Below are 22,720 nucleotides of genomic sequence, written 5' to 3'. Positions count from 1 at the left end.
CGGCGTACAAACTCGAATCCAATGAGAAAATTCAGCTTCGTTTTAAGTTTTTTGACGGCAACATTCTATTTTATACTCGCATCACTTGTTGAATACTCCGAAACAGCAAAGGAGGTTTTTTCAACCCTAATGCTGTTCCTACCTGGATTAACTTTTCCCCTTGCTTCAACAAACCTATACTCTAAGTTCCCCAACATAAATCCGATATTATTGATAACACATTGCTTTTGCTCTATACTTATCTACCATGGGGCGGTTTGGGCGTATAGTGCTGAACAAGAATATTTTTTAATGCCCCTTGTAGGAGGATTTGCCGGTTCATTCGCCTATTCTATTGTTACAATTTTATTACTCAAAGCTCCATTAGAAAAATCCAACGTCATGCTGGCAGCATTGGCGAGTGGCCTAGTTTTTATTCCATACTTATCCTTTCATAATATGATTGCCTTAGGTTTCGCGCTGTTTTCTTGGACTATGATTAATTGGTTTATCATCGAAAGAAAGCGAACTATTACCAACGTCGTACTCACGAAATATGGCCAACTGTAGCTAATAGCCACAGCAATATCTATTTGCTATTAGTATGGTAATGTAGCAGCAATAAATCAACTATCATTATCAAAAAGCCCCAGCCGAAACCAGCAGTTTCAGATGGGGCTTTTCGTTACGAGTAAGACGGAAGGTTACATTTCGGCCAGCATTTCCCAACGGTCGTTGAGCTGGGCCAGCTCTTTTTTCACCTGCTCGAATTTGAGGGTGGCGTCTTTGAGCTGGGCGGCGTTCTGGTAAATCTGCGGGTCGGCGAGCTGGGTTTCGTAGCGGGCCAGTTCCTTTTCGCTTTCCTCGATTTTCTTTTCTACCTCGGCCAGCTCCTTCAGGGCCTTTTTCTGGTCGGGCGAAGGCGTTTTGGCAGGGCTGGCTTCTACTTTCTTCTCTTCCTTGGGCAGCGGCTTCGAGGCCGAGGGCGAAGGCAGACCGGCTTTCTTGGCAGCCTTTTCGCGGTCGTCCATCCACTGCTCCCACTCGGCGTAGGTGCCGGGGTACTCCTTCAGCTGGTAATCCTCGATGTACCAGATCTTGTTGGCCACGTTCTCCACGAAGAAACGGTCGTGGCTGATGACGATGTAGGTACCTTCGTACTGGTCCAGGGCCTGAATCAGGATGTTCACCGACTGCATGTCCAGGTGGTTGGTCGGTTCGTCGAGCAGCAGGAAGTTGGCCTCCGAAATCAGGGTTTTGGCCAGGGCCACGCGGCTTTTTTCGCCCCCGCTCAGCACCTTGATTTTCTTGTACACCTCGTCGCCGGTGAACAGGAAGGAGCCGAGCACCGAGCGCAGCTCCATTTCGGAGCGCTTGGAGCCGGCTTCCACCATTTCCTGCAGAATCTCATTTTCGATGCGCAGGCTTTCCAGCTGGTGCTGGGCGTAGAACGACATAATCACGTTGTGGCCCAGCTGGTGGTTGCCGTTGGTGGGCGCCTCCGAGCCGGCTACCAGGCGCATGAGCGTAGATTTACCCTTGCCGTTGGCCCCGATCAGAGCAATTTTGTCGCCCCGCTCGATGTGCACGTGGGTGTCGCGGAAGATGAGCTTCTCGCCGTACTTCTTGCTCACGTGCTCCATGCGCAGGATGTGGCGGCCGGGCGTCACGGTGAAGTTGAACTTGATGTTCACCTTGGCATCGGCCTGGGCTACGTCTTCGATGCGCTCCAGCTTATCCAAGGCCTTCACGCGGCTCTGGGCCTGCTTGGCTTTGCTGGCTTTGGCCTTGAACCGCTCAATAAACCGCTCGGCCTGCTTGATCTGAGCCTGCTGGTTTTCGAAAGCGCCCTTCTGAATGGCGTTGCGCTCCTCCTTTTCTTCGAGGTAGTAGCTGTAGTTGCCGGCGTAGGGCACCAGCTTGCCGCCGGTTACTTCCACGGTGGTGTTGGTGGTGCGGTCCAGGAACTCCCGGTCGTGGCTCACGATGATAACGGCACCTTCGTAGCCGGCCAGGTAGTTTTCAATCCACTTGATACTGGGCAAGTCCAGGTGGTTGGTGGGTTCGTCGAGGAGCAGCAGGGAAGGCTGCTGGAGCAGGATTTTAGCCAGCATCACGCGCATACGCCAGCCGCCCGAAAACAGCTTCAGCGGCTTCTGCAACTCCTCGGTGGTGAAGCCCAGGCCTTCCAGGATTTCCTCGGTGCGGGCCTGCATGGTGTAGCCGCCCAGCGACTCGAAGCGGTCCTGCAGGGCGGCCAGCTTTTCTACCAGGTCGTCGGTGTAGTTGGTTTCAAACTCCAGCAGCACCTCGTCAATCTTCTTCTGCACGTCCAGGGCCTCGGCGAAGGCCTGCATGGCCACAATCAGGATGGGCTCGTGGGAGTCGTAGCTCAGCAAATCCTGGTTGAGGAAGCCCAGGCTCACGTCCTTGCTCATGGAGATGGAGCCGCCGTCGGGCTTGTACTCGCCCACCAGGATGCGCAGGAGCGTAGATTTGCCCCGGCCGTTGAGCCCGATCAGGCCAATCTTATCCTTGGGTTTGATGTGGAGGCTGGCCTTGTCGTAGAGCGTGCGCGAGCCGAAGTGGAAGTCGAGGTCGGTAATGGAAATCATCCTACTTTGCGGGGTATCAGGCCGCAAAGGTACGGGTTTAGGCAGGGTACCCAATCTTAGACCACTACTTAGCTATAGATAAGCTTGTCGTAAGCGCCAGAATTTTATGTCTAAACGATTATTAGCGACTATTTCGCTTACTGCCAGCTCGTTTTGTATTTATGGACAGACTACCCCGGCCTACAAACCGGAAGTGTCTTCCGCTAACCGCCGGGAAACTGGCGTAGTGCTGGGCCTCAACTATTCCCGCTACCTGTTTGGGGAAGTTGGCTACTTCCGCAGCTCTGTATATGAGATGGGTGGGTTTGAGATGAACTCCACTACTCTATCCGCCGGCAGCGAATTCTCCTACGTAGACCGGCTCCTGGTAGCGCCCAAAGTGCAGGCACGGGTGCAGCTGTTCTTTCTGCAGGCCAGCTTAGCCCCTATCCTCTACACCGATTTCAAGCAGGCCTCTCTGAAGCTCCGCCCCGAAATCGGGCTGGGACTATACAATGGCGGCTTATCGTACGGCTATAATGCGGGCATCGTCAACAACAGCTTCCATGGGATAAACAAGCACGTTTTCACCGCACGTTACTTCCTGACCCGTAAGCGAAAAACACTGCATGAGTACGACCAGAAAGGCCGAAAGATGCGATGATTGTACCAAATGGCTGGCCTTGTCGTAGAGCGTGCGCGAGCCGAAGTGGAAGTCGAGGTCGGTAATGGAAATCATCCTACTTTGCGGGGTATCAGGCCGCAAAGGCACGAGTTTGCAAGAGGGAAAATCTGTTTCTTTGCCGTAGCAAATTCTATTGTCTTATACCACTTCTATTGTCTTATACCACATGCCTTCTCCATTCGATCAAAATCTACTACCAGAGTTCGAAAGCGTCCGAGGCGAAAAAGAACAAATTCTATGGACTGGCAAACCAGCCTTCGTGCCATTTGTTCTGGGAGGTTTACTAGCAGGGCTCCCCGGCATTGGGTTCGGCCTGACATGGTTGTTAGCTAGCGAGGCGTTTACCGCTGATAAGACTAGCGTGGTTTGGAACTGGGGCTTTTTCTGGCTTATCGGCCTGCTGCCGCTAGGCCAGGGAATCTGGGCTTTTCTTAGCCGCTTCCTTTCTTACAGCAACACTGTATACGCCTACTCTAACCGCCGCATTATTATACGAACCGGATTCTTCGGTACGCATTTTAAGTCCATTGATTTCGACAAGATATCTGATACGGAAGTTACCGTCAATGCAATTGAACGGCTTTACAACGTAGGGTCAATTCGATTCTTCTCCGGCCGAACTGAATCGGATGAGGGCAACGTGAGCAAGTTGTATGATTACTGGAATGCTATCAGCCTGCCATACGAAGTATTTCGGCGGGTTAAGGAAGTGATTCTGGATATTAAAACAGACTACACGTATCCCAATGCCCTGAGACCAGAAGTTAATCCCGGCTATACTACAAGGTATTCCAAAGAATAGGAAATCTATACCCCCTCAAACACCTCCGCCCACTCCATTTGCAGCTCCGGCAGTGTGGCTACCGGTATCGGGCCGGGTGTGTAGAACTCGCCGCGCAGCTGGTAGCGGCCGTCTTCGCCCAGCAGGTAGATGACCACGTTTTTCTGCTCGGGCGTCACCATCCAGTATTCGCGCACGCCGGCTTCCTCGTAGAGGTCGAATTTTTCCTTGGTGTCGCGGGAGACGTTGCCGGGCGAGAGGATTTCGATAATCCAGTCGGGGGCGCCCAGGCAGCCACGGTCGTCGAGTTTCTGCGGGTCGCAGATGACGCAGATATCCGGCTGCACCACGGTTTCGATGCTGGCGTCGCCGTTGGGCGTGCTGCGCACGAGGCGGACATCGAAGGGCGCGTGGTAGATTTTACAGGATTTCCCGCGCAGAAACTGCATAATCGGCAGCTCCATATTGCGGGTAATATCCTGGTGCTGCCGCTTGGGGGCCGGGCTCATCAAGCGTACTTTTCCGCGGATGAGCTCCACCCATTCCGTCAACTGCCAGGTCAGGTAGTCGGCGTAGGTGTAGCGGCGCGTCAGGTCGAGTTGGGATATATCGGTTATCGGAGCCATAGCGCAAGTTGTACGTTGCAGAGGTAAAGATAAGCGGCAAACCGCCTCTCCCCTGCCCGCGTACACTCCGCCATGAAGCTGCTCTTCCTGCCTGCCACCCTCCTGCTATCCTTCAGCGCCTGCACCTCCACCGAGCGAGAAACGGCCTCCAACCAAACCCCGGAAACCCTGCCGCCCAACCTGCTGGCCGAGGTATCGACCACCGAAACCGTGGGCGAAACCGGCCGCAGCCACGGCTACATCCGGCGAATCTACCAGCAGAAAGGCCAGTACTACGTGACGGTGGACTACATCCAGTTTCTGAGCGGGGAGGCCGCCGTAGCCGCCGCCCGCCGCCGGGGCGACGCCGCCGTGGACGTGAAGGCCAACGGCGACACCACCTATTCCGTCTTCAACGACTACTACATCGTGAACGAGCAGCCGCGCCTGCGCACCCTGCGCCTGAGCCCGGAAGCCACCATTACGCTGTGGCGCAGCGCCGAAACCGGTCTGGAGCAGTACCCCGCCACACCCGCGCAGCTGCAGGAAAAAGACCCGCAGGCCCTGGAATTGTCGCCCTTCATCATCGAAACCCACCGCGGGCAGGCCGTGAGCCTCTCGCAGCAATATGTCCCCTGAAAGCACTTGGCCCGCCGTCATTCCCTCAACCTGATGAGTTGACAATAAGCTCGATACTCAGCAGAGGGCTACATTTCCGGCACCCCGGCGCCACGCAGCCGTATACAGCCCGTATCCATCCATCCAAACAACCGAACCCATGGCAACTGCCCCTTCCATTACTCCCGACGAAAACGATGACCGCTCCGCCAACGCCGCCCAGGGCCGGCAGGAAGGCGGCACGGTAGGCCAGACGGCCGGTAAACCAACCTATGGCAGCGGAGGCTATGAGCTGAACCTGGACGCCGAAGCCAACGAAGAAGGTGGCTCGGGCAGCGCCAGCTCCTCCACGGCCAAGTCCAGCCGGGAGCAGCCCGCCGACGACAAGGAATAGCCTTTGATAGCAGAACAACCAGCCGCCCGGCTTCCGCAGAACTAAATTCTGCGGAAGCCGGGCGGCTAGTTTTATTGTAGAGGGAAAGGTGCTACAGCCCAATCAGCGGTTATACAGCACGTCGAACCGTCCCGTTTGAATTTCTACCGTGCTGGCCGGCTTATCTACGTTGGCCAGCCGGCCCCGAAAGGTGCCCGATACAATCCAGGCCACGGTGTCGATTTTGGTGATGGTGACGCTGCCGCCGAGCCGGGCGCTGCTCTGGTAAGTGGTGCCCTGGCGGTTATCGGCAAAGGTAAGCTGGGTTTGCGGGGTATCCAGCGGGTAGGTGCCCACGCCCACCAACGAGTCCAGGGTGAGCGTGAAGGCCTGGTCGAGCTGAAAGCCGGTTCGCGTCGCGCTTACCAGCAAGTGCAGCCGCCCTCCCTGGGGGTAGGCCGAGGCTTCCACTTTATTGTCCGTGCAGCCATAGATGCCGCAGCGCTGGCCCCCGGGCACCCAGGCGTCGCCATTCAGCTGAAAGCCCAGGGTTTCGGCCCCGGAGGTTGTAGCCGGCGGCAGGCCCTGATCGGGCGTGGCGTTATCTTTCTTACACCCGGTCAACAACAGTAGTACGGTGCTCAGCACCGGCAGCCAACGTCTCATAGCACAGCAGGTAAAGCCGCCGGCTCCGCGCCAGCGCTACTGCCGGGTATACGAAAGCTGTGCCACCTCTGCCCGAAGCCCGCCCTTCAGCCTGGCTGCTACCCTACAAACGGTGCCCGGAACGCCGGCACGGCCCGCTTGTTTGTGGCTTGCTCGTAGGCGTAGGCCAGGCCCAAAAGCGGCCCTTCCTGCCAGGCCGCGCCCACAAACGACAACCCCACGGGCAGCCCGTGCGCCTGCCCCATGGGCACCGTAATGTGCGGGTAGCCCGCCATAGCAGCCGGCGACGAAAACCCGGGGCCTTTCCAGGAGTCCCCGTTGATGAGGTCGATGGCGGTAGCGGGCGAGTTGGTAATGGCTACCAGCGCATCGAGACGGTTATCGGTCAGCACTTTGTCGAGCACGCGCTGCGCCCCCTCGTGCGACTTGCGCCGGGCGGCCTGGTACTTGGCACTTTGCAGGCCTTCCAGCTTATCGGCCATTTCCAGGATTTCCTGCTGGAAGAAGGGCATGGCCTTGGCCTTGTTTTCAGTGTTAAAGCGGATGACGTCGGTGAGGGTTTTGACCGGGGCACCGGCCGTGGCCAGGTACTGGTTTACGCCGTCCTTGAACTCGTAAAGCAGCACTTCATACTCATCCTCGCCCAATGGGTCAATCAGCTTTTCCACCTCCACTTCCACTAGGGTGGCGCCTTGGGCCCTGAGCACCGCCAGCGCGGCCTGCAGCATGGGCACCGAGTCGGACGAGCCGGTGAGGTGGTTTTTCTCCACGCCCAGGCGCTTGCCTTGCAGGGCGCCGGGCTTCAGAAAGGTGGTGTAGTCGGACTGGGCTTTGCCGGCGCCGGCCTGGGTGGCGGCATCGGTGGCATCGGGGCCGGCCAGGGCGCCCAGCAGCAGGGCCGCGTCGCGCACGGTACGCGTCATGGGGCCGGCCGTGTCCTGAGTGGCCGATATGGGAATGATGCCCGTGCGGCTCCAGAGGCCCACGGTGGGTTTCAGCCCCACCAGCCCGCAGCACGAGGCCGGCGACACAATGGAGCCGTCGGTTTCGGTGCCAATGGCTAGGGCGCAGAGGTTGGCCGCCGCCGCCGCACCCGAGCCGGAGCTGGAGCCGCTGGGGCTGCGGTCGAGGATGTAGGGGTTTTTCACCTGGCCGCCCACGCTGCTCCAGCCGCTGGTGCTGCGCGTGGAGCGGAAGTTGGCCCACTCGCTCAGGTTGGTTTTGCCCAGCAGCACGGCCCCGGCCGCCCGCAGCTTCTGCACGATAAAGGCGTCCTGCGCCGCCTTGTTGCCCGCCAGTGCCAGGGAGCCGGCCGTGGTAGGCTGCTGGTCATGGGTGTTGATGTTGTCTTTGATGAGCACCGGAATGCCGTGCAGGGGCCCGCGGACCTTGCCGGCCTTGCGCTCCGCGTCCAGCTGGTCGGCCAGGGCCAGGGCGTCGGGGTTTACGATGCGCACACTGTTCAGCCGCGGGCCGGCCTGGTCTATGGCCTGAATCCGGGCCTGATACAGCTCCACCAGCCGGCGGGACGTCAGCTGCCCGCTTTGCATCTTCTCTTGCAGGCCAGCTACGGTGGCCTCCTGCAGCTCAAACGCGTCGTTGGCCAGGCCAGCTTCACCCTCGGCGGCCGCGGCGGGCTTATCGGGGCTGGGGGAGCAGGCGGGCAGCGAAAACGTGGCGAGGGTGAGGCCGGCCAGGGAGCCGTTGCGCAGGAAGATTCGGCGGTTCATCAGGAGAGAATTTGGCGGTAAGATAGACCCTCGCCCCCCACATTTCCGAATGCCTGAGCTGAGGTGCCCCGGCCCGCCCGCGCGAGCATGACGCTACCGGGCCTCGGCTTTGGCTCCCAGCAGCGCTTCCAGAGCCTTCAGCCGCTCGGCCAGGCTGGCCAGCTCTGCCGTAGCCTGCGTTTGCTGCCGGGTGAGCTGGGCCTGGGCTTGCTGGCGCAGGGTTGCGTTCTGCTTTTCCAGGGCCTCTACCCGGCGGGCCAGTTCCTGGGTGGCACTCACGTTCAGCATGGCCAGGGCCTCGTAGTCCACGGTGCGCACGTCGGCATGCTCCAGGCCGAACACGAACACGCGCTGGCCGGCCAGCTGCCGGACCCCACGCACCAGCAGCGTGCTGCTGCCGGCCGCCTTCACCGTGCCCACGACTTCACCGGCCGGGCCAATAAGCTTGACGCGCTGACCAGCTTTGGTGTCGGCAGGCAGGGCCGCAGGCAGTGTCAGGCGCAGCAGGGAGTCGCCTTGCGCTTCGACCTGACTGGCCAGGGCGTACACGTCGGGCAGGAAGCCGGCATGCTGGCTCACGGCCTGCGGAAACACCTGCTCAACTTCCTGGGCAATGACTTTTTTGAACTGCCGGGCACCGTACTGCACCCGGTCGCGCATGGTATAGTCGGTGATGCGCAGCTGCCGGAGCAAAGCCAGATCAGCCACCTGGTCGCTCAGGCCGATAATGGATTTCAGGCGCTGGTCGGAGGTGGCGTTGAACTCGGTGGCCAGCACCCGGCCCGTGGCGCGGATGCTCACCGGGCCGGTGTTGTTGGTGGCGTAGTTTACCTGCCCGCTGCCGTTGAGGTAGCCGTAGTTGAAGTTGCCGGGCGTGACGGAGCGCTGCACGTCGAGCGGGTAAGTCGGCGCCGTGGTGCCGATGCCTACGTTTGTGCCGCTGAAGGTCATGTAGTTGGCGCCGCTCACGTTGGGACCGTCTGAGAGCTTGAGCTTGTAGCCGTCATTGGCGTCGAGACCAATCGAGGCCCAGGCATTGCCCGGCGAGTGCACCACCATGTAGGGGCTGTTCTGACGGATTTCCAGCGGGCCGTTCGGCAGGGCGGCATTATTGAAGCCGGAGCCGATGCCCAGCTGGCCATTTTTCAGCACCATCTGCTGGGTACCGCCGCCCGCGTTGAACTGCCCGTCGTTATGCACGCCGCCGCTGTACCAGGCAAAGGCCTCGCCCGAGCGGAAGTACTGGGTGCCGTCTTGCACCCCAATGCCGTAGTCGGCGTTCCAGAGCCCTATCATCTGCCGGGTGCTGGCCCCGAAGCTCAGGGTGCCGCGCACCCGCCCGCTGCCGTTCACGTCAAGCAACGCTTCGGGCGAAGTGGTGCCGATGCCTACGCCCCCGCCGCCCTTGGGCAGCAGGTTCAGGTGCTGGTTGAGGTTAGTCCCCGCCCCGTAGAGGGAGTTGTAGCCAATGCCCACGCCCTGGGTGCCGTTGGAATGGCGAAACTCGGCCCCGTTGCCGGCTTCGTTGAAGTCCCCGGTGACGTACAGCGTCCGGCCGGTGGCGTGGGTGCCGCTACGGGGCATACTCTGCACGTCCAGCCGATTGCCGGGCGTGTTGTTGCCGGTCCCGATGCCCACGTCACCGTTGCTTTCAAAGCTCACGTTGGGCGTGGTCCCCGCGTTGTCATCGGAGTAAAAGCGGATGGGAGCCGCATTGGTTACCAGGCGCATATAGTTGCCGCTGATGCGCGAGTACAGGCCCAGGTCGGAGGTGCTGGTGATGGTGGCGCCCCCGCGCTGAATCACGCCGGCGGGCAGCAGCAGGCCGCCGCCGCTGGTTACGCTCAGCCCGCTCGTGCTACCGTTGCCGATCAGCTGGTTGGTGCCCAAATTCAGGTTCTGAGTGGCGGTGTGGTTGCCCAGGTTGTCGGCCCCGGCGGGTAGAGCCACGGTATTGCCCCCACTGATGCCCAGCGTCAGGCCGTTGAGGGTAAGCTGCTGGGCGTCGGTGGGCAGGGCCTGGGTCGTGAGCTGACCGTTGTCGGTGGCCGTGACCATGCGGGTACCAGTGCCGGCCAGGCCATCGATACGGGCCGCGCCGGCCACGTGCAGCTTGGCCTGGGGGCTGCCCGTGCCGATGCCCAGGCGGGCGCCGGCATTGTCCCAGTAAAGCTGCCCGGCGTTGCCGGCCAGCTTGGTGCCGTCGCTGTAGACCACGCTGCCGGCGGGCTGAGAGGTAGTAGCATTGTTGAGGCTGATAACTGGGGCCTCGGGCTGGAAGCTGAAGCTGAGCTTGGCGTAGCCGGCCCCGTTCTGATAGCCCTGGGTGTGCACCACGTTGCTGGTCAGCGCGGGGTCGGCGTAGGAGGAGCCGCCGCCGGCGCCGGCGTTGCCGTGACTCATACCGCCCCCGTAGTAGCCGCCCCCGCCGCCGGCCGCGCCCCAGCTGGTACCACCGATCAGGCCGGCACCCACGCCCGGTCCGGCCGGGCTCGTGCCGCAGTAGCAGTACTGCTGCGGCGTGCCGCCCGTGGTGCCGCCGGCCGTTTGGGTACCGCCGGTGCCGGGTGTCCCCGTGGGGTTGTTGCCCGTGGGCACCAGACCGTCGCCGCCCACAAGGCCGCCGCCGGGCCCGCCCCGGGCGTAGTAGCCCGAGCCGCCGCCGCCGCCGGCTACCAGCACCCGGTTGGTGAGGGCTGTGCCGCCGATGCGGATGTCGGTAGCGCCGCCGCCTGGTTCGCTGCCGCGCCCCCCGCCGTTGTAGCCCCCTTCCTGGTACAACGTACTGGGATTATAGCCCCGGTCGCCGCCTACTTCGATGGTCAGCACCTGACCCGGCGTTACGGCCAGCGTGGCCTGCACCCGGCCACCCCGGCCCCCGCGGTAACAGTTCGAGCAGTTATCGATGGTGCGGCCCCGGGCCCCGGCTATATCTACCTGCACGCTGGTCACGTTGGGCGGCACGGTCCAGGTCTGGGAGGCCCCGGTGAAGCCGAAGGTCACGGCCTGGGGGCCGTTGGCGTTGGCACTGACCGGGAGGCCCTGCACGGCGTCGGTCCAGAAAAAGCCGTTCCAGGTGTTGAGCTTAGCCGCGTCCGTATTATAGATGGTCAGCCCCACGGCCGGGCTCTGGATAGCGTCGCGCTGGGCCTGGCTCATGCGCGGGGGCAGCAGGCCCTTGGTGGTCGAAGTCAGGTCGAGCACAGCCGACGGCGCGGGCGTAGCCGTACCGATGCCCACTCCACCGGTGGTTTGCGCCCGGGCGGCCGGTAAGCTGCCCAGCATGGTTGTCAGCAGGCACAGATAGCGTAGTGGTTTCTTCATAGCGGAGCGCGGAAAAAGAGCATGAGAAGGCAACGGCCACAAAGCTCTTTCCCGGCACCCCGCGCCGCAACCCGCACGTGTACCGCATTTGGGGGTATCGGCGCACATTCGCGGCCAAGCGGAAACGCCCCGTCAGCTTTCCGGCCAACGGGGCGTTTCTGCTGGCACTATCCCGTCACTACCGGCGCACCAGCCGCAGGGTGGTCTGCTCGGTGCCCTGCCGCGCCGTGAGGGTGTAGAGGCCCGGGCGCAGCGCCGCCGTGGCCTCAGCGGGCAGGGAAGCGGCTCCGTTCAGCAGCGGCAGGGCCTGGCGCAGTACCGTGCGGCCCAGGGCGTCCTGCACCGTCAGCTGCAGGGGCTGGCCGGGCTTGGCGCCGGGCAAAGTCAGGCGCAGGGCCTGGCCCGGGCCGAAGGGGTTGGGCCAGGCCTGGCTGCCCACGGCCAGCACCGAGGCGCGCCGGGCCGTTACCACATTGCTTTCGGTGGAATAGTCGGCCGCAACGGGGGTGCCGTACTCGCGCGAGGTGTAGTAGAGGTCCAGCACGGGCTGAGCCGAGTTGTTGCGCCAGAACTGGTCAAAGTAAAACGGTGTCTTGCCTCCCTGCTGCATTCCAAAGGACGAAAGCAGAATGGCCGGAGCCGGCTGGCCGAAAAGATATACGCTGTCCTGCCGCACGGTGCGGCTGCGAATTTGCAGCACCGGCAAGGCATCGGAGCCGGCGGGGCTGCCCGCCACCGGAATCTGCAGCGTGCCCCAGCCCGCCACTGAGTCGACGTAGGTGTAGCGCTGCACCAGCCGGATGGGGGCATTATTGAGGAGAAGGGCCTGGACCGTGAGCGTGCCCTCAGTGGCTACCCGGAAAGAGCGCCGGCTCATGTCGCCGGCCGTAAGGGGCAGGGGCAGGTTGGCCACCCCCTCGGGGCCGTAGCGCAGGGTTTGTGCGTCCACCACCACCTTGTCGTTGGGCCCGCCCGTAATGGCCGTAATAGCGGCTTCCTGCCGCTCCATCGTGCGGCCCAGGGCCAGCCAGCCGTTGGAAGCCAGCGCCCCATACACGGTGTAGTTGTACGCCAGATTGCCAAACACGGCCTGCCGGGGCTGCGTCCACTGAGCGCCGGCAATGCCGCCCGTGACCGGAGCGGGTTCCCGCGCAAAGGTGTAGGGTGCTCCTTCTGCCACGAGCGTGCGGTAGTCCCAGGTTTGGTTGGCGCCGGTGGGAGTAACTGCAGCTCCGGTGGGCAGGGCAGCATCCTGGTACCTTTCTACCGTGGCCGCTGAGGCCGGAAAGGTAGCTTGGGTGAGGGTAATGGGGGTTTGAGCCAGGGCCGGCAGCGTGAGCAGCGAGGCCAGAGACAGAAGCGTAACGTTTTGCATAGCAAGAAGGTAAGGTAAAAGGAAACGAAATGCGGCATGCGGTACCCCGTACCGGCAGCGGCCGGCTGAAACTACCAAAGCAGCCCCACAAATATGCCGGGGCACCGTCAGTCTTTCAAGCCTGCGCTGTACCGCATTTGCGGGTAAGCCAGCAGTTGCGCCACCGACGCCCAGCCCCGTCCTTTGCAGCCATGAATTTCCCCGTCCGGCTGGCTTTGATTGAAGACGACCCCGAAGTGCGCGAGCTGCTGCACGGCTACCTGTGCCGCCAGCCTGAGCTGCGGTGCGTGCTGCTGGCCGAGTCGGTAGAAAGCTTCCTGCAGCAGCTGCCCGACGTGCTGCAGCCACCTCAGGTGCTGCTGCTCGACATCCACCTGCCCGGCCTCAGCGGCCTCGATGCCCTGCCCCTGCTGCGCCAGCGCCTGCCCGAGGTCGAAATCATCATGCAAACCGTGTTCGACGATGCCGACCGCATCTACCGGGCGCTGTGTGCCGGGGCCTCGGGCTACGTGCTCAAGAACTCCTCCCTCGAAGAATACAAGGCAGCTGTGCTGGAAGCGGCCCGAGGCGGGGCTCCCATGAGCCGGGCCGTGGCCCGCAAGGTGCTGGCCCACTTCAAGCCCTCAGCCACCCTGCAGCCCGACCTCCTTTCGGCCCGGGAGCGGGAAGTGGTGCAGGCTATGGTCGATGGCCTGAGCGACAAGCAGGTAGCTTCCCGTCTCGGGCTGTCGGTAGAAACGGTGCGCACCTACGTCAAGCGCATCTACAAGAAGCTGGAAGTAGGCAGCCGCACCGAGTTGATGAGCCGGGCCGCCAAAGGCCAGCTCTAGGCCCACAATGGGTAAAGAAAGGCAAGTTGGATATTTCGTTGCTGAGGCAGCTACGCGGGCACGCGCAGCTGCACCCGGAAGCCCCCGCCCGGCACGGGACCGGCCTGCAGTTGTCCGCACAGGGCCTCGGCCCGCTGCCGCATGTTGCGCAGGCCCATGCCGCTGCGGGTGGCCGGGGCGGGGGCCGCGGGTGCATCGTCGAGCACAGTGAGCTGCAGGGTGCCGGGCGTTTTCTCCAGTTTCACCTGCACCTGGGTGGCCCCGCGGGCATGGCGTGCGGCGTTGGTCACGGCTTCTTTGAAAACCAGGTAGAGGTGCTGGCGCATGACGGGCGCAATGGGGTCGTGGTCGTGCAGGCCGCTGGCTTCGAGGTGCGTTTCCAGGCCGGCAGGCACGGCCGTTTGGTCGAGGTGGTCACGCATCCGGTCAAGCAGGGCCCCCACGGTGTCGGCTTCGGCATCAATGCTCCACACAATGTCGCGCATGGTGCCGGCAGCGGCGCGGCTGTTGGTCAGCAGGCGGTCGAGGGCGGGCTGGGGCGCGGGCTGGGTCTGGCGCAGCAGTTCGGCCTGCAGGCTCACGCGGGTAAGCAGGGTGCCTACCTCATCGTGCAGGTCGGCGGCAATTCGGTTGCGCATGCGCAGGGCCTCGGCGGTTGTAGCTAGTATATGGCGGGCCCGCTGCCGCACAATTACCAGCGTCACCAGCAGCCCCACTCCTACCAGCACCCCCACGAACAGCAGGGTGCGCTGCCGGAGCAGAGTTTCGCGGGCCTGGGTGCGCAGGCGCAGGCGGGCCAGCTGCTGCTCCTTTTCCTGGGTTTGGTAGAGGGTGTGCATTTCGCGGGCGTGGCGGGCACTGGACTCCTCAAACATACTGTCGCGCAGCACGGTGAGGCGCTGCTGGTGCAGCAGGGCTTCGCGGTAGCGCCCCAGCTGGCTCAGGGCCGGCACCAGCTCCTTCAGGGCCTGCAGCTCATCGTTCAGCTGCCGGGCCTGGCGGGCGCGGGCGCGGGTAGGCTCCAGCCACTGCACGGCCGCGGTGTATTGCCCCTGCTGCCGGGCCAGCGTACCCCGCAGCAGGTCCAGCACCAGCTGCACGCCCAGGTAGCGCGGAGGCGGATAGCTGGCGTAGGCCGAGTCGAGCAGCTGTGCGGCCTGGGGCAGCAGCTGCTGCCGGAGGGCATAGGTAGCTAGGCTGGCCAGCGCCACGGCGGTGTTGGCCGAGTCCTGGGTTTGCCGCGTCAGGCTCAGGGCCTGCCGGTAGTAGCGCGCGGCCAGCGGGTAGTCGGGAATGAGGGCGGCGCAGTCGGCCAGGTTGAAATAGATGCCCGTCAGGCGCCGGGCCTGGTCCGGGTCGTGGGCGGGTACCGTGCGCAGGGCCTCCTGGCCGTAGCGAAGGCCGGGTCGGGGGTCTTTCAGCAGAGAATAGGCGTAGCAAAGCCACTCGCAGGCCGTGCTCAGGCGGCTGGAGTCGTGGTCGGCCAGGGCCATGCGCCGGGTTTGCAGCATCTGGATGATGGCCAGGCTGGGCTGGTTTTCGTGCAGGTAGTGGCCGGCCAGGTTGGCCAGCAGCTCGGCCCGCACCGCCCGCGGCACTCCCGGGCGGCGCACCAGCTCACCAACCAACGGCGCGGTGGCCGGCGTTACCCGGCGAGTTGCTACCGCCAGCTGCACCGTCAGCGGCCAGCGCCCAAGCTGGCGCAGGCTGTCGAGGCGGGTGAGGGGAGCCGCCCACCCCGGCAAAGCCAGCATACACACGCTCACCAGACAATACAACCACTTCTTCATAGCAAACCGCTGGCCGGCGCCCACAGCCGACGCGGCGCCCCAAGGTACAGCCTGAATGGCGGTCATGCTATCCGGGCTCAAAGCAGCTCAACTCAGGCCGTCGGCGGCGCCTCAGGGCGGGGCTTGTTGCGCTGGCATTTCTCTCCGCAGTACTTTACCTCATCCCAGCAGCTGCGCCACTTCTTGCGGTACTCGAAGGGCCGGCCGCAGGTCAGGCAGGTTTTGCTGGGCAGGTTGCCTTTGGTGAGTTTGGTGGGCAGGGAAGAAGCGCGGGGCATAGTGAAGCAGAGGTTAGCGCACGGTGCCGGGTGCGGGCATAGTGGCGGGAGCCGAGGAAGTTTCGCTGGTCTGCCTAGCTATTTTCAGCGGCACGCCCAGGCTGTGCAACATCCCGCTGATAAGCGCCTGCTGCCAGATGGCAAAAACCGACAGGCGCCGGTCCCGGCTCGACTGAATGGTGCCCACTTTCAGCTCCTGGCCGGGCCGGCGCGGGTTGTTGTTGCGAATCAGCAGCCCATCCACCAGCTTCGACTTGGCCTTAACCAGCACCTTCTTCAAGCCCCGGTCCCTGTGCTCAGTGAGCAGCTTCAAATGCAGGTCGGAGTAGCGGGCCCACATTTTCCCCTCTACCCCCTGCTGATCGGCGGTGAAGGCAAACCGCACCTGCTCTACCGTGCCGCTCCGAAACCGGGCCGAGCGGCCCGGCACCGTAATCGGGTTCAGAATGCTGAACGGCGCACGGCCAAAGGAGCCCGTCACGGTATGGCGCCCGTCAGCCCGGAGCAGCGGCACCCGGATGGTGGCCCGAACGAAACTACGCTGCTGAAACCAGGCGGAGGCCCGGGCCTCCGCCACTGGGGCCACACGCACCCGGGCGGGGTCGTTGCTGATATTATCGAAGGTACCGGTAAGCCCGGTGATGCTGACGTGGCCCAGCTGCGGGCTGCGCGGAGAGCGGTACGCAAACCAGATATTGCCCCCGGTGATGCGCAGGCGGCGCAAATCAAAGCGCCCGGGCAGGCGGCGCAGCTGCTCCGGCGTCACCACCGAGCGTTTGGGGTTAAGGGGGTAGCGCCCGTCGCCGGCCACGCGCATTACGGGGCGCGTCAGAGTCAGCTCCCGGGCGCGCCAGTAGCCGTTGCGGGTTAGCCGGCCCCAGTCGATGCCGGTGGCCTGCAGCTGGGGCGTCCACACGCGGATGTGCGACATCTGGTGGCGTTTGCGCTGGCTTAGCTCCCGCAGCGGCATAGTGGGCGTCAGAAAAAGGGTACTGAGCTTCAGGCTACGGGCAACGGTAGATAGGGCCAGCTGCTGGTAGCTCAGGCGGTAGAAAGGCGCATCAAACAGTACCGAGCCCGGCCCGGTGCGCACCTCCCAGCTGCGGGCATACAGGATCCGGTCGGGGTCAGCAGCGGCAGCTTTATCAATGCGCAGCTGCTGGCCCAGGATGCGTACCTGCCGGGCCTGCGGTGCCCTCTCCAGCCCTGCTATCCGCACTTGCCCCCCGTCCACAGCAAAAGCCGAGAGCTGAAAGCGAGGAAAAACCCCGGCCAGCACCTCATACACGGGTGGCGGCGGCACCGCGGGCAGGGTGAGGGCCAGCGTGGGGCGGTGCAGCCGCAGGGTATCGGCCCGAAAGATGCCCTGACTGAGCGGCCGGGCCCGCAGGCCGGTAAGTGTGCCCGTGGGTAGCACCAGCGAAACCCGCACACCCGGCGTGCGGCGGGCGCTGACCGGCACCAGCGGCTGCACACCCAGCGAATCGAGCCGAAGCTGACCGGTACGGGTGGAAAACGTGAGCCTGCCCAGCCGCAGCCGGTGCGCCAGGCCCGCCGCCCGGGCCTGAGCGGCTTGCAGCTGCCAGGCCGCGGCGTAAGCCACGCGCTGGGTGTCGAGGGCGCCGGCTGCGCTCAACAGCACATCCTGCCCGGTAACCCGGGCCTGCCCCACGGCTACCGAATCCTGCCTGGTGCGGCGATAGGCAGCCCGAGCATCCTGCACGCCCAGGTGCGCTATGCGCAAGCCATCCAGGGGCAGACGCTGGTGCAGGGGTCGGGGGTCGGGGGCGGGCAACAGGTGGCCCGTCAGGCGCAGGTGGGGAGCTTGCAGCACGATGCTGTCGATGGGCACTATGCGGCGGCGTACCAAATCCCAGAGGCCAATGCCCGCCACGCGCAGGCGAGCCGCAGCGAGCTGCACGGCCAGCGAGTCGGAAGCCACTAGCTGCCGGCTGGGGCGCAGGCGGATGTGGTGCAGGGTGAGGGTGCGCCGCCAGAGGCTGGTGTGCAGCTCCCCGAGCTGCAGTTGGTAATGGCCGTGGGTGCGCCGTGCTACCTGCTGCTCGGCCTGGCGGCGCAGCCAGGGGTCGAGCAGAAAGTGAACCGCCAGGGCCAGGCCAGCCAGCAGCACCAGGAAGCCACCCACCCACCATGGCCAGCGCGGCCGGCGGCCGGCCGGCAGCTTCGGGGAGGGCGCAACGGTAGCAGGAACGGATAAGGACACAGCAGCGGGAAAAGCGGCGACAAACGAAGGCTGAACGTGAAGGCCGGCAAATAGTTGAGCTGCGACGGGCCCGCCCGCAAATCAAACGACCCTACTGGCGGGAGTAGCGTAGAACCCCTACTTTTACCTGCTACCACACCTTGCGTACCGTACTCTATGGCTGAACTCGACGCGTTGGGACCGGCGGTGCTGCTCAGCATCCGCCACGCCTTCACCAGCTACAAAGCCCTGGCCGACCGTGCCCTGGCCCAGCTCACGCCCGCTGACTGGCTGGCGGTGCCCGGCTCCGAAAGCAACAGCGTAGCGGTGCTGGTGCAGCACATGGTGGGCAACCTCCGCTCCCGCTTTACCAATTTCTGGACCACCGACGGGGAAAAGCCTACTCGCCGCCGCGACCAGGAGTTTGAGCAACCCACTACGGCCGAGCCCGCCGTGCTCCTGACCGAATGGGAAGCGGCCTGGCAGATTCTGTTCGACCTGCTGGACGCCATGCAGCCCGCCGACTTGCTGCGGACCGTCACCATCCGGGGCGAGGCCTACACGGCGCTGGGGGCTTTGCAGCGGCAGGTGGCGCACTACGCCGCGCACGTGGGCCAAGTGGTGCTGCTGGCCAAGCTCTGGCGCGGTCCGCAGTGGCAAACGCTCAGCATCCCGCGCGGGCAGAGCGACCAGTTCAACCAGCAGATGCAGCTGGCGGCCGGCCGCTAAGCCCGTCGTTTCTTTCTGGCACTTCGCCGCCCTTCTTTCGCTTCCGTCTCTGCTCCTTCCGATGTCCAAAATGCCTTTATCTTGCAGCCAACCCTCCCAGGCGGCTGCTGAGACTAGCTGCGCATCTTCTTCTATGCTCGCCATCACCTCCATTCTGAATCCGCAGAGTGCCGCCCGCATCAATGGCATCATCAAGAGCCTGGAGGCAGAGTTCGGGCTCGACGACGTGCAGGCCACGCCCGACCCGCACATCACCTACCAGCTGGCAGGAGTGCGTAAGCTTTCATCCCTAAAGGCGGTGCTGCAGGAGGTGGCCCGCACCACAGCGCCGTTTGCGGCCTTCACGACCGGGCTGGGCGTGTTTCCGGGGCCCAACCCGGTTATCTACATCCCGGTGCTGCGCTCCGATGGTCTCAACCAACTGCACCGCCGCATTCTGCGCACCACCGCGCCGCTGTGCTTGCGCACCGATAAGTTCAGCGGGCCCGACTGCTGGCTGCCGCATATTTCCCTGGCCTTGCACGACACCACACCCGATTTGCTGGGGCCGGTGCTGCAGTACCTCAACCAGCAAACCTTCAACCTCAAGCTCAGCATCAACAACCTGGCGATTCTGCGGCAGGAAGACGACAAGTTTGTACCGGAGAAGATATTTCCGTTTGAGGGCCACAAGCACGAGGCCGCGCCTACCCTGTTTGCGGCCTCCGGCGCGGCGGCGCGTTAGGGCTTGCAGCAGCCTGGCTTGTAATCTGGCTTTGCGCCCCGACCTTTGCCGCTTCAACTTCACCTCTTTTCTTGCGCTATGTACTCAACCGTACTGCTGTTACACTCCTGGACGCGCTGGCTCGTCCTCATCTTCGGGCTGATAGCCTTGTTCCGCGCCCTGAGTGGCTGGCAGGGCCGCAAGCCCTACGTAGGTGCCGATAATGGCATGGGCGCCGCCTTTGTGGGTTCCATGCATCTGCAGCTGCTGCTGGGCATCATCCTGTACTTCATCAGCCCCTGGGGCGCCAAGGCGTTTGAAACGGCCGGCAGCGCCGTGATGAAAGACCCCACCGGCCGCTTTTTTGCCGTGGAGCACCTGGTAGGCATGCTGCTGGCCGTAGTAGCCGCGCAGGTGGGCCGCACACTCTCCAAAAAAGCCACCGACCCGGTGCTTAAGCACAAAAAGGCGTTTATATGGTTTGCCGTGGCCCTGCTGCTGGTGCTGCTCATGATTCCGTGGGGCATCTGGAACCCGGCCCGGCCCTTGTTTCACACGTAATTCGGCGTATACTTGACGTACAGGATTCCGGTGGCGGCATATCAGGACCGCCACCGGAATTTTCTGGTTTTTACGCAGTTAAATTCCGGTCAGACTACCACACCTTTCTATTGGGTGACGCGTACAAGCCTATAGCTTCCGCCTAACCTCCCGCCCGCTCCTATTGCCGCTTGCCCTATGAAGTCGCCCACGTCTTCGCCCCGCTTCTCTCCTGTTGAGTTCAAACAGCACGTGCTCACGCGCCTGCAGCAGCTGGCGGCCCGGCAGGAGGCCCAAGCTTACGCTCCGCTGCTAATGGAACTGCGCAAAAACGCTTCGGAGCTGCAGCCCGTCAGCCGGCAGTAAGCTGCCTGCTTTTCCCTGATGATACCAGCCGGTCTTACTGACCGGCTATTTTTTTGCCGGGTGTGCCGGGGCATTCTGTATTTTTAGGCCGGTTCATTTTCCGTAGGCCTTTGCTATGCACGCTACTTCTGCCTCCAGCCCGGCTACGGCTGCCCTCATCGAGCCCGCACCGCACGCCTGCCTTAACTGCGGCACCGCCCTGCACGACGAGTTCTGCGCCCACTGTGGGCAGCCAGCCAACACGCACCGGCGCATTACCCTGGGCCACTGGCTGCACGACATTCCGCACAGCATCTGGCACGTAGATAAGGGCCTGCCCTACACCCTGCAGCAGATGCTACGCCGGCCGGGCCCTACGTTGCAGCGCTACCTGGCGGGGCAGCGGGCGCAGTTTTTCCGGCCGCTTTCCTACCTGCTCATTATCACCGGGCTTATCACGTTTATGTACGTGGTGCTGCACCTGCGGCCGTACAACGCGCAAGACCCCAGTATACCAGCTGCTTTGCAAGGGGCGCAAGAACGCTTTATCAGCGTCTTCTCGAAGTATATCAACTGGTTTACGGTGGCCCTGCTGCCCCTCACCTCGGCGGTAGTGCGCCTGTTTCTGCGACGCGGGGGCTTCAACTACGCCGAGTCCATCACGGTGGCTACGTTCGTGACGGGCACCTCCCACTTTCTGACCTTGCTGGTGCTACCGGTTCTGTATTTGCTGAATGGCACCCGCAGCGGACAAATGCTGATGGCAGGCGTTATGCTGCTTACGCTCGCCTACCAAACCTGGGCCTACGGCAGCTTGCTGCAAGGCACCGGGCTGTCGGTAGTAGGGCGCTACTTGCGCGGCTGGGCGGCGGCCATGGGCGGCTACCTTATCACGTGGACCATAGCCACGTTCATCATGATCATGCTCAACCGGGAGCAGATCCAGGCCTTCATTAAGCACAAAACCCAGCATCCCACGCAATCGGTCAGCCCTCGGTAGCCAGATAGTTTTTATAAAAAACGCCCGTACGAAATTCGTACGGGCGTTTTGTTTGGTGGCTAGTTGCCTTCTGGTGAAGCTACACAAATATGCCCCCGGAGGCCTCAATGCGCTGGGCATTGATCCAGCGGGCCTCCTCGGTGCAGAGGAAGGCCACGATGGGGCCGATATCGTCGGGCAGGCCCACGCGGCCCAGGGCCGTAGCGGCGGACAGGTGCTGGTTTAGCTCCTCGTTGTCGCGCACGCGGCCCCCGCCAAAGTCAGTGGCAATAGGACCGGGCGCTACCACGTTGGCGGCAATGCCGCGGCTGCCCAGCTCCCTGGCCTGGTAGCGCGTGAGTACTTCAATAGCGCCCTTCATGCTGGCGTAGGTGGACGAGCCAGGGTTGGCAAACCGCGCCAGCCCGGAGGAGATGTTGATGATGCGGCCGCCGTCGTTGATAAGAGGCAGTGCTTTCTGGGTGAGGAAGAAGGGGCCTTTGAGGTGAATGTTCAGCATCTCATCAAACTGCGCCTCGGAGGTGTCGGCAAAGGGCGCGTACAGGGCGGTACCAGCGTTATTGATGAGAAAGTCGAACTTCTCGGCCCCGAAGGTGGTGCGCAGCGTGTGCTGTACCTGCGCCAGAAAGCCGTTGAAGGAGGCTACGTTGGCGGCATCCAGCGGCAGCGCGGCGGCCTGCCCGCCCTGCGCCTCAATTTCGGCTACTACCTGGTCGGCGTCGGCCTGCTGGCTGTGGTAAGTCAACAGGACGCCGATGCCTTTCTGGGCCAGGTGCTGGGCCATGTTTTTGCCCAGGCCCCGGCTGCCGCCGGTAACCAGAGCTATTTTGCGCGTGCTCATAGAAACAAAGTTGGGGTTAAATGACGCTGCAAAGTTCCGGCGCAAGTGGGGCCGCGCTCTGGTGAGTAGTTCAGTTTAACTGGTGACAGCTTCCGTTTTTTCGGGCGCCAACCGGGCCAGCAGCACCTGCTCGCGGTACTGTCGGGGGGTGATGCCTACGAAGCGCTTAAAGAACTTGGTGAAGTTGGATGGGTCGTAGGTGAGGCGGGCGGCCACCGTGGCTATGCTCTGGTGCGGGTCCCGGAGCAGCTCTTTCGACACTTCTACCAGCTTGCGCTCATAAATGGCGCAGGGCGCCTCGCCGGTGGTGAGCTTGAGCGTGTTGCTCAGGTGGGTGGGGTGAATGCACAGCTGGCCGGCAAAATCCCGGATTTCCAGCGCCTCCGTGGCCCGCCCGGCGGCTAGGTCGTCCACGTGGGCGTGCACGAGGCGGGTGAAGTCGGCCGTGATTTCGTGCTGGCGAGCCAGGAGCTTTTTGGGAATGGGCGTAGGCATAGCGTGGTTTCTGGCAGTGACCGGAGTTGCTGGATGGGTCAACTGTGAGGGATGCAAAAGGTTGGGCTCGTCCTTAAATGGCAGCACGACGTGGTGTTTATCAGCACGTCATTCCGAGCAAAGCCGAGGAATGACGCAATAACGAGTATGATATTTTATCGGGCTTGTCTTCACACCGTTTCATCAAAACAAAAACCTGCCCTCCCAGTGCGGGAAGGCAGGTTTTCAGAGAAAGC

At 62.9% G+C, this 22,720-nt stretch carries 22 protein-coding genes; 11 read left to right on the top strand and 11 right to left on the bottom strand.

What is annotated here, in order from left to right; translation table 11 throughout:
- The first annotated feature begins 21 nt into the window (after positions 1–21).
- Entirely contained in the window at positions 22–549 is a 528-nt protein-coding gene (locus tag I5L79_RS18580; RefSeq protein WP_196956577.1) for a hypothetical protein, read from the top strand.
- Between the two features lie 134 nt (positions 550–683).
- Here I5L79_RS18580 and abc-f read toward each other — a convergent pair whose 3' ends face one another.
- Positions 684–2,594: a ribosomal protection-like ABC-F family protein gene (abc-f, locus tag I5L79_RS18575; protein WP_196956576.1), complete on the bottom strand. Its 1,911-nt coding sequence runs from the start codon at positions 2,592–2,594 to the stop codon at positions 684–686.
- A gap of 193 nt (positions 2,595–2,787) precedes the next feature.
- Here abc-f and I5L79_RS18570 point away from each other — a divergent pair, with 193 nt between their 5' ends.
- On the top strand, positions 2,788–3,237 hold the full coding sequence (locus tag I5L79_RS18570; protein ID WP_196956575.1) for a hypothetical protein: 450 nt from the start codon (positions 2,788–2,790) through the stop codon (positions 3,235–3,237).
- 187 nt (positions 3,238–3,424) lie between these two features.
- The gene (locus tag I5L79_RS18565; protein WP_196956574.1) at positions 3,425–4,060 is read left to right on the top strand and encodes a PH domain-containing protein; all 636 of its coding nucleotides are present in this window, start codon (positions 3,425–3,427) and stop codon (positions 4,058–4,060) included.
- 5 nt (positions 4,061–4,065) lie between these two features.
- On the opposite strand, the gene I5L79_RS18560 is transcribed toward I5L79_RS18565, so the two are convergent.
- Positions 4,066–4,665, bottom strand: a complete 600-nt coding sequence (locus I5L79_RS18560; RefSeq protein WP_196956573.1) for a Uma2 family endonuclease — start codon at positions 4,663–4,665, stop codon at positions 4,066–4,068.
- A gap of 72 nt (positions 4,666–4,737) precedes the next feature.
- Between I5L79_RS18560 and I5L79_RS18555 the strand changes: the two genes are divergently transcribed.
- Together I5L79_RS18555 and I5L79_RS18550 are read left to right on the top strand one after the other, a co-directional pair.
- Entirely contained in the window at positions 4,738–5,283 is a 546-nt protein-coding gene (locus tag I5L79_RS18555; protein WP_196956572.1) for a hypothetical protein, read from the top strand.
- Positions 5,284–5,422: 139 nt separating this feature from the next.
- On the top strand, positions 5,423–5,656 hold the full coding sequence (locus I5L79_RS18550; protein ID WP_196956571.1) for a hypothetical protein: 234 nt from the start codon (positions 5,423–5,425) through the stop codon (positions 5,654–5,656).
- Positions 5,657–5,758: 102 nt separating this feature from the next.
- Here I5L79_RS18550 and I5L79_RS18545 read toward each other — a convergent pair whose 3' ends face one another.
- From I5L79_RS18545 to I5L79_RS18530, 4 genes are all read right to left on the bottom strand, one after another.
- A complete protein-coding gene (locus tag I5L79_RS18545; protein ID WP_196956570.1) occupies positions 5,759–6,301 on the bottom strand; it encodes a DUF6252 family protein in 543 nt (180 codons plus the stop codon).
- Positions 6,302–6,399: 98 nt separating this feature from the next.
- Positions 6,400–8,031 (bottom strand): amidase, encoded by a 1,632-nt coding sequence (locus I5L79_RS18540; protein ID WP_196956569.1) that lies wholly within the window; start codon positions 8,029–8,031, stop codon positions 6,400–6,402.
- A 93-nt stretch (positions 8,032–8,124) separates the two neighbouring features.
- Positions 8,125–11,355, bottom strand: coding sequence for a glycine-rich protein (locus I5L79_RS18535; protein WP_196956568.1), 3,231 nt, complete (start codon positions 11,353–11,355; stop codon positions 8,125–8,127).
- A 178-nt stretch (positions 11,356–11,533) separates the two neighbouring features.
- Positions 11,534–12,730: a hypothetical protein gene (locus tag I5L79_RS18530; protein ID WP_196956567.1), complete on the bottom strand. Its 1,197-nt coding sequence runs from the start codon at positions 12,728–12,730 to the stop codon at positions 11,534–11,536.
- A gap of 191 nt (positions 12,731–12,921) precedes the next feature.
- Here I5L79_RS18530 and I5L79_RS18525 point away from each other — a divergent pair, with 191 nt between their 5' ends.
- Positions 12,922–13,560 carry a response regulator gene (locus tag I5L79_RS18525; RefSeq protein WP_196956566.1) on the top strand — a complete coding sequence of 213 codons (639 nt, stop codon included), beginning with the start codon at positions 12,922–12,924 and terminating at the stop codon, positions 13,558–13,560.
- A 50-nt stretch (positions 13,561–13,610) separates the two neighbouring features.
- Here I5L79_RS18525 and I5L79_RS18520 read toward each other — a convergent pair whose 3' ends face one another.
- From I5L79_RS18520 to I5L79_RS18510, 3 genes are all read right to left on the bottom strand, one after another.
- A complete protein-coding gene (locus I5L79_RS18520) occupies positions 13,611–15,350 on the bottom strand; it encodes a tetratricopeptide repeat-containing sensor histidine kinase (RefSeq protein WP_196956565.1) in 1,740 nt (579 codons plus the stop codon).
- Positions 15,351–15,442: 92 nt separating this feature from the next.
- Positions 15,443–15,628, bottom strand: coding sequence for a DUF2256 domain-containing protein (locus I5L79_RS18515; RefSeq protein WP_196956564.1), 186 nt, complete (start codon positions 15,626–15,628; stop codon positions 15,443–15,445).
- Between the two features lie 13 nt (positions 15,629–15,641).
- Entirely contained in the window at positions 15,642–17,852 is a 2,211-nt protein-coding gene (locus I5L79_RS18510) for an AsmA family protein (RefSeq protein WP_196956563.1), read from the bottom strand.
- A gap of 156 nt (positions 17,853–18,008) precedes the next feature.
- On the opposite strand from I5L79_RS18510, the gene I5L79_RS18505 reads away from it, so the two are divergent.
- The 5 genes from I5L79_RS18505 to I5L79_RS18485 all read left to right on the top strand — a co-directional run bounded on the left by I5L79_RS18505 (position 18,009) and on the right by I5L79_RS18485 (position 21,148).
- Complete coding sequence (locus tag I5L79_RS18505; protein WP_196956562.1) at positions 18,009–18,560, top strand: DUF1572 family protein; 552 nt, start codon at positions 18,009–18,011, stop codon at positions 18,558–18,560.
- A gap of 133 nt (positions 18,561–18,693) precedes the next feature.
- Positions 18,694–19,284 (top strand): 2'-5' RNA ligase family protein, encoded by a 591-nt coding sequence (locus I5L79_RS18500; protein ID WP_196956561.1) that lies wholly within the window; start codon positions 18,694–18,696, stop codon positions 19,282–19,284.
- Between the two features lie 78 nt (positions 19,285–19,362).
- Positions 19,363–19,824, top strand: a complete 462-nt coding sequence (locus I5L79_RS18495) for a hypothetical protein (RefSeq protein ID WP_196956560.1) — start codon at positions 19,363–19,365, stop codon at positions 19,822–19,824.
- A gap of 177 nt (positions 19,825–20,001) precedes the next feature.
- Positions 20,002–20,169, top strand: a complete 168-nt coding sequence (locus I5L79_RS18490) for a hypothetical protein (RefSeq protein WP_196956559.1) — start codon at positions 20,002–20,004, stop codon at positions 20,167–20,169.
- A gap of 115 nt (positions 20,170–20,284) precedes the next feature.
- Entirely contained in the window at positions 20,285–21,148 is an 864-nt protein-coding gene (locus tag I5L79_RS18485) for a DUF3667 domain-containing protein (protein WP_196956558.1), read from the top strand.
- Positions 21,149–21,227: 79 nt separating this feature from the next.
- On the opposite strand, the gene I5L79_RS18480 is transcribed toward I5L79_RS18485, so the two are convergent.
- Together I5L79_RS18480 and I5L79_RS18475 are read right to left on the bottom strand one after the other, a co-directional pair.
- Positions 21,228–21,989, bottom strand: coding sequence for an SDR family oxidoreductase (locus I5L79_RS18480; protein ID WP_196956557.1), 762 nt, complete (start codon positions 21,987–21,989; stop codon positions 21,228–21,230).
- Between the two features lie 75 nt (positions 21,990–22,064).
- The gene (locus I5L79_RS18475; protein ID WP_196956556.1) at positions 22,065–22,484 is read right to left on the bottom strand and encodes a helix-turn-helix transcriptional regulator; all 420 of its coding nucleotides are present in this window, start codon (positions 22,482–22,484) and stop codon (positions 22,065–22,067) included.
- Positions 22,485–22,720: the final 236 nt, after the last annotated feature.

The organism is Hymenobacter guriensis, assembly GCF_015773195.1.
In the GTDB taxonomy this organism is placed as follows: domain Bacteria; phylum Bacteroidota; class Bacteroidia; order Cytophagales; family Hymenobacteraceae; genus Hymenobacter; species Hymenobacter guriensis.
This window is presented reverse-complemented; position numbering and strand designations above follow the sequence as displayed.